At 69.9% G+C, this 15,468-nt stretch carries 14 protein-coding genes and 1 pseudogene; 8 read left to right on the top strand and 7 right to left on the bottom strand.

All coding sequences use genetic code 11. The features are described 5' to 3' along the window. Window positions 1-44: 44 nt before the first annotated feature. Entirely contained in the window at window positions 45-350 is a 306-nt protein-coding gene (locus NVV32_RS00780; RefSeq protein ID WP_055765785.1) for a DUF4193 domain-containing protein, read from the bottom strand. A 323-nt stretch (window positions 351-673) separates the two neighbouring features. On the opposite strand from NVV32_RS00780, the gene NVV32_RS00775 reads away from it, so the two are divergent. Further along, window positions 674-1,468: an SDR family NAD(P)-dependent oxidoreductase gene (locus tag NVV32_RS00775; RefSeq protein ID WP_422392073.1), complete on the top strand. Its 795-nt coding sequence runs from the start codon at window positions 674-676 to the stop codon at window positions 1,466-1,468. Then, window positions 1,465-2,328 (top strand): DNA-3-methyladenine glycosylase family protein, encoded by an 864-nt coding sequence (locus NVV32_RS00770; RefSeq protein WP_157365698.1) that lies wholly within the window; start codon window positions 1,465-1,467, stop codon window positions 2,326-2,328. The genes NVV32_RS00775 and NVV32_RS00770 overlap by 4 nt, the downstream gene beginning before the upstream one ends. A gap of 6 nt (window positions 2,329-2,334) precedes the next feature. Here NVV32_RS00770 and NVV32_RS00765 read toward each other — a convergent pair whose 3' ends face one another. Next, window positions 2,335-3,558: a PucR family transcriptional regulator gene (locus tag NVV32_RS00765; protein WP_422391021.1), complete on the bottom strand. Its 1,224-nt coding sequence runs from the start codon at window positions 3,556-3,558 to the stop codon at window positions 2,335-2,337. Window positions 3,559-3,641: 83 nt separating this feature from the next. Here NVV32_RS00765 and NVV32_RS00760 point away from each other — a divergent pair, with 83 nt between their 5' ends. After that, a complete protein-coding gene (locus tag NVV32_RS00760) occupies window positions 3,642-4,742 on the top strand; it encodes a ferredoxin reductase (protein WP_152817045.1) in 1,101 nt (366 codons plus the stop codon). Window positions 4,743-4,766: 24 nt separating this feature from the next. Then, entirely contained in the window at window positions 4,767-5,912 is a 1,146-nt protein-coding gene (locus tag NVV32_RS00755; protein ID WP_422391020.1) for a fatty acid desaturase family protein, read from the top strand. A gap of 115 nt (window positions 5,913-6,027) precedes the next feature. On the opposite strand, the gene NVV32_RS00750 is transcribed toward NVV32_RS00755, so the two are convergent. Both NVV32_RS00750 and NVV32_RS00745 read right to left on the bottom strand, forming a co-directional pair. Then, on the bottom strand, window positions 6,028-6,525 hold the full coding sequence (locus NVV32_RS00750) for an SRPBCC family protein (protein WP_055765797.1): 498 nt from the start codon (window positions 6,523-6,525) through the stop codon (window positions 6,028-6,030). Window positions 6,526-6,537: 12 nt separating this feature from the next. Continuing rightward, window positions 6,538-6,885, bottom strand: a complete 348-nt coding sequence (locus tag NVV32_RS00745; RefSeq protein WP_422391019.1) for an ArsR/SmtB family transcription factor — start codon at window positions 6,883-6,885, stop codon at window positions 6,538-6,540. 201 nt (window positions 6,886-7,086) lie between these two features. Between NVV32_RS00745 and pta the strand changes: the two genes are divergently transcribed. The 3 genes from pta to NVV32_RS00730 all read left to right on the top strand — a co-directional run bounded on the left by pta (window position 7,087) and on the right by NVV32_RS00730 (window position 10,777). After that, window positions 7,087-9,165, top strand: a complete 2,079-nt coding sequence (pta, locus tag NVV32_RS00740) for a phosphate acetyltransferase (protein WP_422391018.1) — start codon at window positions 7,087-7,089, stop codon at window positions 9,163-9,165. A 35-nt stretch (window positions 9,166-9,200) separates the two neighbouring features. Beyond that, window positions 9,201-10,316, top strand: a complete 1,116-nt coding sequence (locus NVV32_RS00735) for an acetate/propionate family kinase (protein ID WP_422391017.1) — start codon at window positions 9,201-9,203, stop codon at window positions 10,314-10,316. Between the two features lie 122 nt (window positions 10,317-10,438). Further along, complete coding sequence (locus tag NVV32_RS00730; protein WP_422391016.1) at window positions 10,439-10,777, top strand: YnfA family protein; 339 nt, start codon at window positions 10,439-10,441, stop codon at window positions 10,775-10,777. 149 nt (window positions 10,778-10,926) lie between these two features. Here NVV32_RS00730 and NVV32_RS00725 read toward each other — a convergent pair whose 3' ends face one another. Together NVV32_RS00725 and NVV32_RS00720 are read right to left on the bottom strand one after the other, a co-directional pair. Next, the gene (locus tag NVV32_RS00725; protein WP_422391015.1) at window positions 10,927-11,238 is read right to left on the bottom strand and encodes an AzlD domain-containing protein; all 312 of its coding nucleotides are present in this window, start codon (window positions 11,236-11,238) and stop codon (window positions 10,927-10,929) included. A gap of 182 nt (window positions 11,239-11,420) precedes the next feature. Beyond that, a pseudogene (locus NVV32_RS00720) lies at window positions 11,421-12,164 on the bottom strand (AzlC family ABC transporter permease); the annotation flags it as partial. Between the two features lie 98 nt (window positions 12,165-12,262). Here NVV32_RS00720 and NVV32_RS00715 point away from each other — a divergent pair. Further along, on the top strand, window positions 12,263-13,453 hold the full coding sequence (locus NVV32_RS00715; protein ID WP_422391014.1) for a zinc-dependent alcohol dehydrogenase: 1,191 nt from the start codon (window positions 12,263-12,265) through the stop codon (window positions 13,451-13,453). A gap of 163 nt (window positions 13,454-13,616) precedes the next feature. Here the strand turns inward: NVV32_RS00715 and NVV32_RS00710 are convergent, their stop codons facing one another. Then, window positions 13,617-15,446 carry a glycoside hydrolase family 15 protein gene (locus NVV32_RS00710; RefSeq protein ID WP_422391013.1) on the bottom strand — a complete coding sequence of 610 codons (1,830 nt, stop codon included), beginning with the start codon at window positions 15,444-15,446 and terminating at the stop codon, window positions 13,617-13,619. Window positions 15,447-15,468: the final 22 nt, after the last annotated feature.

The raw sequence follows: 15,468 nt of genomic DNA, 5'->3' as shown, positions 1-15,468 counted from the left end.
CCCCGGCCATCGGGCCAGGGGCTTTGCGTACGTCCGGAGGGGTGTCAGCCTTCGCACTCAGTGCAGTACTTCTCGCCGTTCTTCTCACGGGCGAGCTGGCTGCGGTGGTGCACCAGGAAGCAGGACATGCAGGTGAATTCGTCCTCCTGCTGCGGGATGACCTGGATGAGGAGTTCCTCGTGGGAGAGGTCGGCCCCGGGGAGGTCGATGCCTTCAGCGGTCTCGCCGTCCTCGACGTCGATCAGTGCGGTCTGCGTGGTCGCACTCCGCTGTGCCTGGATCGCTTCGAGGGACTCGTTGGCCGGCTGGTCTTCCGGGCGAACGCGTGGCTCGTCGTAGTCGGTTGCCATAGGGGTAGATCTCCTTCTATGGGCGGGAATGACGCCCAGATGCCACTCTCAACCTCGGGGGAGGTGGAAGTATTCCATATACCGGGAGCAATATACCTGCTGGCGCTGAGGTTTTTCTCCACCCGTCACCAGCGCATCGAACCGCACTTCATTGTGACGCGATGGCTCCGGCGTGATAGGTGTCGCCAGGCCCCCGCTCCGTGTCCAGCATCACGTTCGCCCGGTCCGTCGCGGCGGGGCGGAGGGACCCCGCGACCATCCCCGCGCCGTCGTCGTAGGGTGTATCCGAGACCCGCCGAACGCTGAAGGAGCTTCCCATGGCACTGGCACTCGACCTCAGCGGCAGGACCGCCCTGGTCACCGGATCGACGCAGGGCATCGGGCTGGCCATCGCCCTGAGACTCGCTTCCGCCGGTGCCCGCGTGGGCGTCAACGGCCGCAGCAACCGCAGCGTCGCCCGCGCCATGGAAACCATCCACGGGGACGTACCCGATGCCGACCTCATTGCCGTCCCCGCCGACGTCACCACGGACGACGGCGTCGCGAAGGCCCTCGGCGTCCTGCCCGCCGTCGACGTCCTGGTCAACAACCTCGGCATCTTCGGCGCACAGCCGGCCCTGGAGATCGACGACGACGAGTGGCGCCGCTACTTCGAGGTCAACGTGCTCACCGCGATCCGCCTCACGCGCGCCTACCTCCCGGGGATGATCGGTGCGGGCTGGGGCCGCGTGCAGTACATCGCGAGTGACTCCGCCGTCGCCATCCCGGCCGAGATGATCCACTACGGCGTCTCCAAGACCGCGCTGCTCGCTGTCTCCCGCGGCTTCGCGAAGGAGGCCGCGGGGACGGGCGTGACCGTGAACTCGATCATCGCCGGGCCCACCCACACCGGCGGCGTCGAGGACTTCGTCTACCAGCTGGTGGACAAGGACCTTCCGTGGGAGGACGCCCAGAAGCAGTTCATGAAGGACCACCGGCCGCAGTCCCTGCTGCAGCGCCTGATCGAACCCGAGGAGATCGCGAACATGGTCGCCTACCTCGCGTCGCCGCTCGCCTCGGCGACCACAGGGGCGGCGGTGCGGGTGGACGGCGGATACGTGGACTCCATCCTCCCGTGACGCGCAGCGCGGTCCTGACGCCGCACGGCGCCCTGGAGCCCGGCCCCATGGCCGCGATCCTCGCCAACCACGCCGTCCCGGAATGCGAGGTGACGGACCGGGACGGCCGGCGGCACACCCGGCTGCTCACGACGCCGGGCGGCCCGCGCCGGGTGACCGTCACCGTCCGGCCGGGCGACGTCGAACTCACCGCCGACACGGACGACGACGGCGAGTTCGCGCACCTCGTCACGACGACCCGCGCCTGGCTGGACCTCGACACGGACACGGAGGCGATCGCCCGCGCGTTCGACGCCGACCCACTCCTCGGCCCCCTGGTCCGCGAGCGCCCGGGTCTGCGCGCCGTCGGCTACCCCGAGCCGTTCGAGGCCGCGATCATGACGGTGCTCGGCCAGCAGGTGTCGGTGGCGGCCGGCGGGACGTTCGGTGGCAGGCTGGCCGCCGCCTACGGGACGCCGTCGCCGTCGGGCCTCACCGTGTTCCCCACGCCGGAAGCGATCGCGGCGGCGCCGCCCGAGGAGCTGCGTGCCGCCGTCGGGGTGACCCGCAGCCGGGCGGCCACGGTGCAGAACGTGGCGCGCGCCGTCGTCGGCGGGTTGTCCCTCGATCCCCTGGCAGAGCCTGTGCGCCTGAGGCGGGAACTCCTGGCCATCCCGGGCATCGGCCCGTGGTCGGCGGACTACCTCTCCGTCCGCGTGCTCCGCGACGCCGACGCCTTCACCCCGGGGGACCTGGTGGCACGCCGAGCCATGGGCAACCCGAGCATCCGGGACGCCGAGCGGAGATCCGAGGCATGGCGGCCCTACCGCGCCTACGCGCTGTTCCACCTCTGGACGTCCGCGACCTATCGCGGCGGCTGACCCGTCCTAGGCGGACGGGGCGGGCGTCCTGCGGACGCTCCGCAGGGCGATCTCCAGCTCGAAGCGGATCTTCGGGTCCCGAAGGTCGTCGCCGAAGAGTTCCCGCAGCTGCAGCACGCGGTACCCGACGGTCTGCCCGTGGATCCCCAGCTCCTCGGCGATCGGCGACCGCTGGCCCCAGTGCCGGAGCCACGCCAGGAGGGTGTCCTCGAGCTTCTGCCGCTGGTTCTCCGGCAGCTCCGCGAGCGGTGCGAGTCGACGGCGCGAGAGTTCACCGACCGCCGACGGTTCCGCCGCGAGCACCACCTCGGTCAGGTGCTCGTCCGCCCACACGGGCGGCTCGTCGTCGCCCTCGCGGGGCGGGAGCATGGACGCGGCGAGGATGGCCAGACGCAGGGACTCCGCGACCTGGTGCAGCTCCCCTGCGGGGCCGACGGCCGCGCTCCGTCCGGTCAGCGTCCGGTGGAGCTCAGCGCGGGACACCGCACCGCGCTCGGGCACCAGGGCGACGGCGTCGGAATCGCGCTCGATGACGATCGCCCCGGGCGCGAGCCGCTGCCGGAGTCCCTGGGCGCGGTCGAGCGGGAGGGTGACGACGACGACCTGCGCCGGCACGGTCCAGTCCGCCAGCTGCGCGGCCTGCCGCAGCGCCGTCTCGTCGGCCTTGCCGAGGAGCAGCAGCTCCAGGAGTTCGGCGCGCCGCCGGTCCACAGCACCGGCCCGTTCCGACTGCTCGAACGCGTAGGCCTCCGCACTCACGGCCGAGAGCTCGTCGATGTACGCCATGATCGACTCCCCGAGATCCACCACCACAGCCGAGCCGAGTCCCGCGTCCATCGAGCGGCGGGACATCTCCCGGAACGTCACCCGCGCCCCCATCCTGTAGGCGCCGAGCAACGAATCCATGCTGCGCCCCTGACGGAATTCGCCGCGGCCCAGTCCCGCCACCAACTGGCGGCTCTGGTCGGAGAGGGCGGGCAGCCTCGTGCCCGGCAAGTCGAGAAACCGCTCCAGGGCGGCAGCCACTCCCATCCGCAGTCCGCGGCCGAAGCTCCCCTCGATGGGCCGGGCGTAGGCGGGGACCAGCTGGGGGACCGCCTCGATGATGGCCTCCACCAAGTCCGCGTTGAGCGGCCGCAGCAGGTCGCTCACACCGGGCGGGAGAGCCAGCCACGGCGGTTCCGGTGGAGCGACGGCTACCTCGTCGGAACCCATATGGACGACCCCCATCTATTTCTCCGTGACAGTTCTTCTCCCCCAACTGTATGCCCGGGATGAAGATCTTTAGCGGCAGAGGCTATATCGTTAGGACAATGATCCGGTTCACGAAGCTGGCGCGTGCAGCATCCGCGCTGACCACCCCGCTCGCACCGGAAGACTTCCTCGCGCTGTTCAACCCGGTGTACTCCTCACGCCAGCTGCGCGGCGTCGTCACCCGTGTGGTCCACGAGACCGAGGACTCGGCCACCATCTACTTCCGCCCCGGCCACGGCTGGCATGCCCACAAGGCCGGCCAGTGGGCCCGCATCGGCGTGGAGCTCAACGGGGTACGCCAGTGGCGCTCCTACTCCCTCAGCAACGCCGCCGGCCATGATCCCGCCATCACCGTGAAGGACGCCGGATCCGTCTCGCACGTCCTGGTCCGCGACACCAAGCCCGGCGACGTCCTGTTCCTCGCACCTCCGCAGGGCGACTTCGTGCTCCCCGAGCACCCGCGGTCGCTGCTCATGCTCACCGCGGGCAGTGGCATCACCCCGGTGATGTCGATGATCCGCACGCTGATCCCGCGCCGCCCCGACGCCGACGTGGTCCTCATCAACTCCAACAGCACCCCCGAGAAGAGCCTGTTCCGGGAGGAACTCGACGAGCTCGCCGACCAGTTCTCCAACCTGACGGTCCGGCACTGGTTCACGAGTGCCCGCGGCCGCCTCGAGTTCACCGCGAAGACCATCGCCGACCTGTGCCCCGACTGGCGCGGCCGCGCGGCTTACGCCTGTGGCCCGGAAGGCTTCCTGAACGACGCCGAGGACCTGTGGCAGCGCGAGGCGACGCTGGAGACGGCGCGCACCGTCCCGAACGTCGCCGCGGGCGCATCCGGCGGCGCCACGCTGACCATCGAGCGGTTCAGCACGGACCTGACGGCCGGCGCCGGGCACGACGGCGGCCTCGTCACCTTCGAGCAGTCGGACCGCGAGGTCCAGGCCGACGGCGACACCCCCCTGCTGGACATCGGCGAGGACGCCGGAGTCCTGATGCCGAGCGGCTGCCGCATGGGTATCTGCCACAGCTGCCTCATCCCGCTCCGCTCCGGCCAGGTCCGTGACCTGCGGACCGGTGAACTGCACAACGAGCCCGGCCAGCTCATCCAGACCTGTGTCTCGGCAGCCGCCGGGCCCGTGAACCTCGACCTGTAGATCCCCCCACCAGAGGAGTCCCCCATGACCACCACGCTGACCCGCCCGGGCGCCCTCGCGGCGTCGGGCCACCCCCTGGTCCGTCCCGATGCAGCCAAGCACCTGACGGACGAGCAGGTCGAGGAACTGGGCCGCGAGCTCGACGCCGTCCGCGACGAGATCCTCGCCAAGCGCGGCGCCACCGACGCCGCGTACATCCGCCGCATCATCCGGATCCAGCGCTCACTGGAGTTCGCCGGACGCGGCACCCTGCTGTTCAGCAAGTACAAGCCCGCCTGGTTCGCCGGGACCGCGATGCTGAGCGTCGCGAAGATCCTGGAGAACATGGAGATCGGGCACAACGTGCTGCACGGCCAGTGGGACTGGATGCGGGATCCCGACATCCACTCCACCACCTGGGAGTGGGACTTCGTGACGCCGGCGCGCTCCTGGCAGCACACCCACAACGATCTCCACCACCGCTGGACCAACGTCATCGGCAAGGACCGGGACATCGGATACAACCTGCTGCGCATGGACCCCGACCAGCCGTGGCGCCCCTTCAACCTGGGCAACCCGCTGTACAACGCGATCCTCGCGCCGGTCTTCGAGTGGGGTATCGCCCTGTACGACCTCGAGATCCCGGAGTACAAGGAGGGCCTGAAGACCAAGGAGGCCATGAACCGCGACCTCAAGGCCGTGGGCGTCAAGGTGCTCAAGCAGTTCTCCAAAGACTATGCCGCGACGCCCGCCGTCGCGATGCTCACCGGCTCCGGCAAGCAGGCCCTCTACGGGACGCTCGCGGCCAACGCCATCCGCAACTTCTGGGCGCACGCCATCATCTTCTGCGGCCACTTCCCCGACGGGACGGACACGTTCACGGAGGAGGAGGTGGACGGCGAGACCCGCGGTGACTGGTACGTCCGCCAGATGATCGGCTCTGCCAATATCTCCGGCTCCAAGTTCATGCACCTGATGTCCGGGAACCTGTCCCACCAGATCGAGCACCACTGCTTCCCCGATCTGCCCTCCAACCGGTACGCCGAGGTCGCCGTGAAGGTCCGCGAGATCTGCACGCGCTACAAGCTGCCCTACACCACGGGCCCCCTGCCCAAGCAGGTCGGCTCCACGTGGGCCAAGATCTTCAAGCTGGCCCTGCCCCCGCGCAAGCAGAAGGCCGCCACGGCCTAGCCCGCGCGGCGGTTCCCCCGCTCCACCTCGTCGAAACGACAGAATTGACCGCCGAAGAGCCTCTTCGGCGGTCATTTCTGTCCTCTCGGGCGCCTGGTCGGAGGAACGACCCGGCTCAGACCGGAGCGTCCTCCGCCAGCAGCGCATCGACCTGGCCGAGCGCCTCGCGCACGCCCTCCTCCATGCCCATCGCAGCCATCTGCTCGAGCTGCTCCAGCGACTGGAAGGCCGTCGTCATCGTCATGCGCGTGCGTCCGCCGAGATCCTCGAGCGTGACGGTCGCCGTCGTCTCCCCCATGTCCGGCACGGGATCACCGTTCTCGTCCGCGAAGCCGTCCACGAAGGTCAGCAGGCGGTGGGGCTCGACGGCGGTGATCCGCCACCAGCCTCGCGCCTTCTCGCCGTCGGGCCCGGTCATGAAGTAGGCGGCGCGCCCGCCCTCCTCGAACTCGTACGTCTCGAAGGTCGCCGGCCAGGTGGGCGGTCCCCACCAGCGCTGCAGCTGGGTCCGGTCCGCCCAGATCCGCCACACGCGTTCGGTGCCGGCGTCGAACTCCGCGACGAGCCGGAAGTGGAGAGCGTCGGTGTCCTTCTCGGTGCTGATGACTGCCATGATGCTGCCTTCCTAGTCCTGATCCGATGCATCCTCGGCGAGGAGGTCGCCGATCCTGTCGATCCGCTGCCGCCAGATGTGCTCGTACTCGTCGAGGAGGCGGCGGGCCCGCTGCACTGCGTCCACCCGTCCCCGCACGATCTGCTCCCGTCCGCGCTTCTCCTTGATGACGAGCGAAGCCCGCTCCAGGACGGCCACGTGTTTCTGCACTGCGGCGAAACTCATGGCGTACTGCTTCGCCAAGCCGGAGACCGAGTACTCGGCGACCAGGACGCGGGACACGATGTCCCTCCGGGTCGCGTCGGCGAGCGCCTGGAACAGGCGGTCCACCTCGTCCTCACCCATCTGAACTACAACCATACGGTTGTACGTTACGCGGGGTGCGGACGACGGTCAAGGGTGGCAGCCGGCCCTGGTCCAGCCACCCCGCCGAACGGACAGACATGACGCGTCACAGGGCCTCCGGGCGGTCTTTTGTGTCCTCTCGGCGTCCGCGCGGACACCCACCAGGACGTGACACCCGTTATGGCACGCGTCCGGGGAGCCTGCGAGACTGGCCCCATGACCCGCGGAATATATGTGAGCGCCATGACCAACGGCTCCGGCAAGTCCCTGATCTCCCTGGGCCTCGCCGACATGCTGCACCGCCACGCCGACCGCGTGGGCTTCTTCCGGCCCATCGTCGAGGGCAGCGACCCCTCGGCGGATCCGATGGTGCGCCTCATGCAGCGCGCCTTCGACCTCCCCGAGAGCCGTGCCCGGGGCGGCCTGACCCGCGCCGAGGCACGGGCACTCCTGGTCACGGGCGATCGCGCCGAGATCGACGCACGGTGCGTCGCCATCTACAGCGAGATCGCCGCGGAGTGCGACGTCGTCATCGTCGAGGGCACCGATCTCTCCGGCAACGACGCCGCCGTCGAGTTCGACCTCAACGCCCGCCTCGCGAACAACCTCGGTGCCATGGTGCTCGCCGTCGTGAGCGCGAAGGACATGTCCGTGGAGGAGGCGGCGGACACGGTCGACGTCGCGCGCCGCGAACTCGACGCCGCGAAGGTGTCCCTCCTGGCCATGATGGTCAACCGGGCGGCGGACGACGCCGTCACCGCCATCAGCGAGCAGGTGCGGCCCGGGCGGTCCGGGCGGCCCGTCTACGTCATCCCTGAACTGACCGAGATCTCCCAGCCCACGGTGTCCGAGGTGTCGGCAGAGCTCGGTGCGCGGCAGATCGCCGGCAACTCGAACCTGGAGCGCGACGTCACGAGCGTGCGTGTCGCCGCCATGAACGTCGGCAACTTCCTGCACCTGCTCACGGACGGCGCGCTGGTGATCGTGCCCGGCGACCGCGCGGACGTGCTCGTGGCGACCCTGGCGTCGTCGTTCTCGCCCGAGTTCCCGGTGCCCTCGGGTATGTTCCTCACCGGCGGCCTCGCCCCGGATCCCAACATCCTCGCCCTTCTCGCGCAGGCGCCGTTCCCCGTCTTCGCGCTCGACGACGACACCTACACCGCGGCGCGGCGGGTCAGCGAGGTGCGCGGGGAGATCGCCAGCGGACTGCGGCGGAAGGCCGCCGCTGCGCTCGGCGCCTGGTCACGGCAGGTCGACGAGAACGAGCTGCTCGAGCGCCTCGAACTGCCGCGGCCCGTGAGCATGACCCCGCTGCGCTTCCTGCACGAGCTGATCCAGCGTGCGCGGGCCGAGCGGAAGCACATCGTGCTGCCCGAGGGCGAGGACGTCCGCGTGCTGAAGGCGGCGGAGATCCTGCGCCGCCGGGACGTCTGCGATCTGACGGTCCTCGGGCCGGAGGCTCGCATCCGCGAGATCGCGTCCGGCCAGGGTATCGACCTCACGGGCATCACGCTGATCGACCCCGCCACGTCGGACCTCCTGGAGGAGTTCGCCGCCGAGTACGCCCGCCTCCGCGCCCACAAGAACGTCTCGCTCGACCAGGCCCGTGAAAGGATGCTCGAAGGAGCATACTTCGGGACCATGATGGTGCAGCTCGGGAAGCTCGACGGCATGGTGTCCGGCGCGGCCCATACGACGGCGAACACCATCCGCCCCGCGCTCGAGTTCGTGAAGACGAAGGACGGCGTGAAGATCGTGTCCTCGGTCTTCCTCATGCTCCTGCAGGACCGCGTGCTCGTCTACGGCGACTGCGCCGTGAACCCGGATCCGAACGACGAGCAGCTCGCGGACATCGCCGTGGCCTCGGCGGAGACCGCCGAGCAGTTCGGCGTGCAGCCGCGGGTCGCCATGCTGTCCTACTCCACCGGGGAGTCGGGGTCCGGCGGCGCGGTGGACGAGGTCCGGCGCGCCACCGAGCTGGTGCGGAAGCTCCGCCCGGACCTCGCCGTGGAGGGCCCCATCCAGTACGACGCGGCCGTCGACGCCTCGGTCGCGGCCTCCAAGCTGCCCGGATCGTCCGTTGCGGGTCAGGCGACGGTGTTCATCTTCCCCGACCTCAACACCGGCAACAACACCTACAAGGCCGTACAGCAGTCGGCCGGCGCGGTCGCCGTCGGACCCGTCCTCCAGGGCCTCCGGAAGCCTGTCAACGACCTCTCACGCGGCTGCACCGTGGAGGACATCGTCAATACGGTGGCCATCACCGCCGTCCAGGCGCAGCAGCCCACCTCCTAGCCGTTCCCATCGATCCCGCTCCAGGACAGGACCCCATGATCATCCTCGTCATCAACTCCGGCTCCTCCTCGCTCAAGTACCAGGTGCGCGAGGGCGACGACGTCCTGGCGGAAGGCCTGGTCGAGCGCATCGGCGAGGCGGAGGTCCCCGACCACGCCGCCGCCCTCGACCGTGTGGATCACGAGGTGGCGGAGGCACTCGGCGAGCGCACGATCGACGCCGTCGGGCACCGCGTGGTGCACGGCGGCGAGCGGTTCAGCGAGCCGGTCCTGATCGACAACGAGATCACCCGCGCGATCGAGCGCCTCAACCCGCTCGCCCCCCTGCACAATCCCGCGGCCGTCACGGGGATCCGGGCCATCACCGAGAAGTGGCCGGACCTGCCGCAGGTGGCCGTGTTCGACACCGCTTTCCACCGCACCCTGCCCGAGCACGCCTGGCGGTACGCCGTGCCGGACGAGCTGTACCGAAAGCACGGCATCCGCCGCTACGGGTTCCACGGCACCTCGCACGCCTACGTGGCGCGTGGTGCGGCCGAGCTCCTCGGGACGGACGCGTTCACGGGAGTCATCGCGCATCTCGGCAACGGCGCCTCGGTCACGGCCGTGCGTGACGGCGAGAGCATCGACACCTCCATGGGCTTCACGCCCCTCGAAGGGCTCGTGATGGGGACGCGGTCCGGGGACATCGACCCGTCCATCCTGCTGTTCCTGCTGCGCGAGGGATACAGCGAGAAGGACCTCGACACGCTGCTCAACCGGAACAGCGGATTGAAGGGCCTCGCCGGTACGAACGACATGCGCTCCGTCGCGGAATCCGCGGACTCCGGCGACGAGCGCGCGAAGCTCGCGGTCGAGGTGGCGTCCTACCGGCTGGCGAAGTACGTGGGCGGTTACCACGTCGCCGTCGGCGGTGCCGATGCCCTCGTGTTCACCGCGGGCATCGGGGAGAACGCGGCCGACTTCCGCGCCGCCGTCGTCGCCAAACTCGGGGCCCTCGGCCTCGAGCTCGACGAGAGCCTCAACTCCGAGCGCAGCAAGCAGGCGCGCGTGATCAGCACGCCGTCGTCCGCGTTCCCCGTCCTGGTGGTGCCCACGGACGAGGAGGCGGCCATCGCACAGGCCACGGCCGCCGTCGTCGCCGGGTCCTGACCGCAGGGCCCACCCTTTTGACGCGGCGCCGCCTCCCCGTCGTCGTCGGTGCACCCGAGGCACGCACCTGAGGCGTGCACCCGAGGCACGCCGCCGCAGTAGGGCTCCGGCAGACTGAGGCCATGACGATCATCCGCATGGCCCTCCTGTTCGTCCTCGCCGCGGGCGCCGAGATCGGCGGGGCCTGGCTCATCTGGCAGGCGGTCCGGGAGGGCAGGCCGTGGTGGTGGGCCGGGCTCGGCATCATGGCGCTCGGCGCCTACGGCTTCGTCGCGACCCTCCAGCCCGACCCGAACTTCGGGCGGATCCTCGCGGCGTACGGCGGTGTCTTCGTGGCAGGATCGCTGGCGTGGGGCATGCTCATCGACGGCTTCCGCCCCGACCGCTGGGACATCCTGGGGTCGGCGGTCTGCCTGGTCGGCGTCGCGCTGATCATGGTCGGTCCACGCTCGACGAGCTGACCCTGCACGGCAGTCCGCCCTGCGCCGGCGGACGTGCAAATGCTCCCACTGACCGAACCGGATCAGTGGGCACAAGCGCTCGTTCCCACGGACCGGGCGCGATCAGTGGGCAGAACGCCCCGGACAGGGCGCGCGCCCCCGCTGGGGGCTCACCCCGCGCCGAGCAGCCTCGCCACACCGGCCGCCACCGCCCCGACAGCCACGACCACCAGGAACGGCGCCCGCAGCCAGAGGGCGACGGCGGCCACCAGCAGCGCGACCACCCGCGCGTCGACGGCGAGCTCCTGGCCGGATGCGAAGGTGTTCACGGCCGTCAGCGCCGCGAGCAGCCCGATCGTCAGCGATCCGGCCACCCGGAGCATTCTCGGATTGTCGAGCAGCTTCGCCGGGACCAGGAACCCGAGGAACTTCGTGGCGATGGAGATGGCGCACGCCAGCAGGATCCAGGCCCAGAGGTTCATGCGTCCGTCCGTCCCCCGGGCGGCTGTGACGCCCCGGTCTGCCGAGCGATGCCGGACCGCCGTAGGACCCCGAACTGCCGTGGGACGCCGGGCTGCTGTGTCGCTCCGATCTGCCGACGGCCCCGGGTCTGCCGAGCGACGCCGAATTCCCCGGTCTCCCGAACGATTCGGGGCCCTTCGGCGCCTTCGGACCGCCCGGCGTCGGGCTCCCCGGCAACACCATCGGGGTACGGATCGACATCGGGCTCCAGGCCTTCCGTCGCCGGGCCCAACCCCGAGAGCCCGAGCACGGCGGCGACCACCGCGGCGATGAGGATCGGGACACCGGGCGGCACGAGCGGCACCGCGATCAGGGTGACCACGGCGCAGACGACGGCGATAGCCGCGGGCTCCCGCGCGCGGATCCGCGGCCAGAGCAGGCCGAGGAAGGCGGCCACGGCGGCTCCGTCGAGCCCCCACCGGGCCGGATCGCCGAGGGCGTTGCCGGCGAGCGCCCCCACGAGCGTGAAGAGGTTCCACAGGACGAAGACGCCGATCCCCGCGGCCCAGAACCCGCGGCGCTGCTCCTGCGGATCCGTCTGGCCCGTCGCCGTCGCCACGGATTCGTCGATCGTGAGGTGCGCCATCGGCAGCTTCCGCCAGCGGGGAGGCCTGAGCAGGACATTGACCTGCATCCCGTACACGCCGTTCCTGATGCCGAGCAGGGCGGCTGCGGACATCGCCGAGAGCCCGCTGCCACCGCCCGCGACGACACCGATGAATGCGAACTGCGATCCGCCGCTGAACAGCAGCAGGCTCAGGGCCATGGTCTGCAGGAGGTCGAGTCCCGCGGCGACGGACAGGGCACCGAAGGACAAGCCGTAGAGGCCGGTGGCGATGGCCACGGAGAGGGCGATCCTGACCGCCGGTGACTGGAGGAGCTGCACCTGATAAGGCTAGGCGAGCCGCCGCCCCGGCTTCCCATTCGGGTCCACATGGTGAAGAGTGGGAAACGAAGCATACTTACTACCCGGAGGAGTGCGACATGAAAGCCGTGACATGGCAGGGCAAGCGCAACATCAGCGTGGAGAACGTGCCCGATCCCACGATCCAGGAACCGACCGACGCGATCGTCCGGATCACCTCGACAGCGATCTGCGGCTCCGATCTGCACCTCTACGAGGTCCTCGGCCCGTACATGCACAAGGGAGACATCCTGGGGCACGAGCCCATGGGGATCGTCGAGGAAGTCGGCGCGGACGTGACCCACCTGAAGGTCGGCGACCGCGTCGTCATCCCCTTCAACATCTCCTGTGGCTACTGCTTCATGTGCACCCGAGGCCTGCAGTCCCAGTGCGAGACCACCCAGGTGCACGAGCAGGGATCCGGCGCTGCCCTTTTTGGGTTCTCCGAGCTGTACGGCTCCGTCCCCGGAGGACAGGCGGAGTTCCTGCGGGTGCCGTTCGCCGACTACGGACCGGTGAAAGTCGGGCACGACCTGCCGGACGAGCGCTACCTCTACCTCTCGGACATCCTCCCCACCGCCTGGCAGGGCGTGCAGTATGCGGACGTCCCGAAGGACGGAGTGCTCACGGTGTACGGCCTGGGCCCCGTCGGCCAGTTCGCCGCCCGCATCGGCAAGTATCTCGGACACCGCGTCATCGCTGTCGAGCCCATCGCCGAGCGACGCGAGATGGCCAAGCGCCACGGCATCGAGACCATCGACTTCACGAAGGACACCGCCGAGGAGCTCCGCAGCATGACGAACGGCCGCGGCCCCGACGCGATCGTTGACGCCGTCGGCATGGAGGCACACGGCTCGCCGGTCGGTGCGTTCGCGCAGAATGCCGTGGGGATCCTGCCGGACAGGCTGGCGCAGAAGGTCATGGAGACCGGTGGCAGCGATCGCGTCTCGGTCCTGCACTCGGCGATCGACGCCGTCCGCCGGGGCGGCACGCTGTCCCTCAGTGGCGTCTACGGCGGGTCCGCGACCCCCATGCCGCTGCTGACCATGTTCGACAAGCAGGTCCAGTTCCGCATGGGCCAGTGCAACGTGCGGCGCTGGACGGACCAGCTCCTGCCGATCGTGGAGGAAGCATCGGATCCGCTGGGCGTCACCGATCTCATGACGCACGAGGTCTCGATCGACGAAGCGCCGGCCGCCTACAAGAATTTCCAGAAGAAGACGGACGGCACCATCAAGGTGGTGCTCAAGCCCCAGGGCGTCACGGTCTGACGCCGCGGCGTCGGACCAGCGCACGACGACGCCGGCCCGGATCGCACCGGGCCGGCGAACCTCGGGCCAGAGCCACACCGAGCCGGCGCACGTCAGGCCGGAATCGCGCAGGGGCAAGGACGGCCCGAGGGACCCGCATCACCCGCGCGGCGAGAGCCGGAGATCAGTCGGTCTCCGGCTCTTCGCGCGCGAGCGACTCGTGCGGATTCGTCTCGCCGCGAGCCATCTGCAGCGCGTCGGCCGCACGCACGAGGGCCAGGTGGGAGAAGGCCTGCGGGTAGTTGCCCGCCATCCGGCCGTTCTCGGCGTCGTACTCCTCCGAGAGCAGGCCCAGCTCGTTCGAGTAACCCACCAGCTGGTCCATGAGGCGTGTGGCGTCATCCAACCGGCCGCTGTGCGCGTACTGCTCGACGAGCCAGAACGAGCAGGCGAGGAACGGGTGCTCCCCCGGCTCGAGACCGTCGTCGGACTCGCCCGTGCGGTACCGCAGCAGGAGCCCGTGGGGATCCAGGAGGTGCTGTTCGATCCGCTCGACCGTGCCCAGCATCATCGGGTCGTCGTAGTCGAGGAACCCCACCTGAGGGAGCTGCAGGAGGGAGGCGTCCACCTCGCCGCCGTCGTAGACCTGCGTGAAGGAGTTCAGCCCGTGGTCGAAGCCGCGCTCGAGGATCTCGGTGCGCAGCCCGTCCCGCAGGCCGATCCAGTGGTCGAGTGGCCCGCTGAGCCCGTGGTCCCGGACCGCGCGGACGGCGCAGTCGAAGGCCGCCCACATCATGACCCGCGAGTGGGTGAAGTGCTGCAGCTCTCCGCGCATCTCCCAGATCCCGTGATCGCGATCGTCCAGGTGGTTCTCCGCGAAGGTGAGCAGCGCACGCTGCAGGGGCCACGAGAAGCTGTCCTCGGTGATGCCGTGACCGCGCAGCTTCTCGAGCGCCACCATCACCTCGCCGACGACGTCGGCCTGGTACTGGCCCACGGCGCCGTTGCCCACCCGCACGGGCGTCGATCCGGCGTAGCCGGGCAGGTACCCCAGCTCGCGTTCGGGCAGCCTGCGCTCACCGGCGAGCCCGTACATGATCTGGAGGTCCTCGGGATCACCCGCGACCGCCCGCAGCAGCCAGTTGCGCCACTCGAGGGCCTCGTCGGCGAACCCGTGCGTCATCATGGCCTCGAGCGTCAGCGCCGCGTCACGCAGCCAGCAGAAGCGGTAGTCCCAGTTGCGCGCGCCGCCGAACTGCTCCGGCAGCGAGGTGGTGGGAGCGGCGACGATCCCGCCGGTGTCCTCGTGCGTGAGCGCCCGCAGCACCAGCAGCGAGCGCCGCACGGCGTCGGTGTAGCGTCCGTCGTCGACGCAGCTGGCGGCCCAGGCGCGCCAGTAGGTGATGGTGGTGTCCAGTGCGTCGTCGATGTCCAGAGCCGACGGCGTCTCCCGGTGGGACGGGTACCAGACGAGCTCGAGGTCGACGACGGCACCCGTGGCCACCGGGAACGTCCCCTCATGGCGGTGGTCGGCCGCCCTGAGGCGCGGTCCGCGGAGCAGGAGGGCATCGGGCCCGGCGATGGCCAGCAGGACCGGGACGCCGTCCTCGATCCCCTGGCTGACCCATGGCAGGATCTCCCCGTAGCCGAAGCGGATCTGCACCTCCTGCCGCATGGTGACGGTGCCGACGAGCCCCTGGATGCGCCGCACCACATTGGCCCGCCGATCCGTGACCGGCATGAACTCGGTCACCAGCACCTCACCCTCGTCGGTCTTCCAGTGGGTCTGCAGGACGAAGGTCGAATGGATGTAGGTGCGGCTGACGACGGCGGCGGTGGGCGACTCCGGCGCGAGGAGCCAGCGCCCGTGATCGGGCGTACCGAGCATGGCGGCGAACACCGATTCGGAGTCGAAGCGCGGCATGCAGAGCCAGTCCACGCTGCCGTCACGGGAGATCAGCGCACCCGTGTGCAGGTCGGAGACGAGCGCGTAGTCCTTGATCGGTGATTGCATCCTCCCACTCAACCACAGGCGT

The sequence above is a fragment of the Arthrobacter sp. N1 genome, from assembly GCF_048288285.1.
Classification (GTDB): domain Bacteria; phylum Actinomycetota; class Actinomycetes; order Actinomycetales; family Micrococcaceae; genus Arthrobacter_D.
Note: the sequence above shows the minus strand (reverse complement) of the source record. Positions and strands in the feature narration are given on the sequence as shown.

Excerpts from the sequence above, each read along its gene's own strand:
- NVV32_RS00780 (WP_055765785.1), bottom strand. The coding sequence starts at position 350 with ATGGCAACCGACTACGACGAGCCACGCGTTCGCCCGGAAGACCAGCCG.
- NVV32_RS00765 (WP_422391021.1), bottom strand. The coding sequence starts at position 3,558 with ATGGGGGTCGTCCATATGGGTTCCGACGAGGTAGCCGTCGCTCCACCG.
- NVV32_RS00760 (WP_152817045.1), top strand. The coding sequence starts at position 3,642 with ATGATCCGGTTCACGAAGCTGGCGCGTGCAGCATCCGCGCTGACCACC.
- NVV32_RS00755 (WP_422391020.1), top strand. The coding sequence starts at position 4,767 with ATGACCACCACGCTGACCCGCCCGGGCGCCCTCGCGGCGTCGGGCCAC.
- NVV32_RS00750 (WP_055765797.1), bottom strand. The coding sequence starts at position 6,525 with ATGGCAGTCATCAGCACCGAGAAGGACACCGACGCTCTCCACTTCCGG.
- NVV32_RS00745 (WP_422391019.1), bottom strand. The coding sequence starts at position 6,885 with ATGGTTGTAGTTCAGATGGGTGAGGACGAGGTGGACCGCCTGTTCCAG.
- pta (WP_422391018.1), top strand. The coding sequence starts at position 7,087 with ATGACCCGCGGAATATATGTGAGCGCCATGACCAACGGCTCCGGCAAG.
- NVV32_RS00735 (WP_422391017.1), top strand. The coding sequence starts at position 9,201 with ATGATCATCCTCGTCATCAACTCCGGCTCCTCCTCGCTCAAGTACCAG.
- NVV32_RS00730 (WP_422391016.1), top strand. The coding sequence starts at position 10,439 with ATGACGATCATCCGCATGGCCCTCCTGTTCGTCCTCGCCGCGGGCGCC.
- NVV32_RS00725 (WP_422391015.1), bottom strand. The coding sequence starts at position 11,238 with ATGAACCTCTGGGCCTGGATCCTGCTGGCGTGCGCCATCTCCATCGCC.
- NVV32_RS00715 (WP_422391014.1), top strand. The coding sequence starts at position 12,263 with ATGAAAGCCGTGACATGGCAGGGCAAGCGCAACATCAGCGTGGAGAAC.
- NVV32_RS00710 (WP_422391013.1), bottom strand. The coding sequence starts at position 15,446 with ATGCAATCACCGATCAAGGACTACGCGCTCGTCTCCGACCTGCACACG.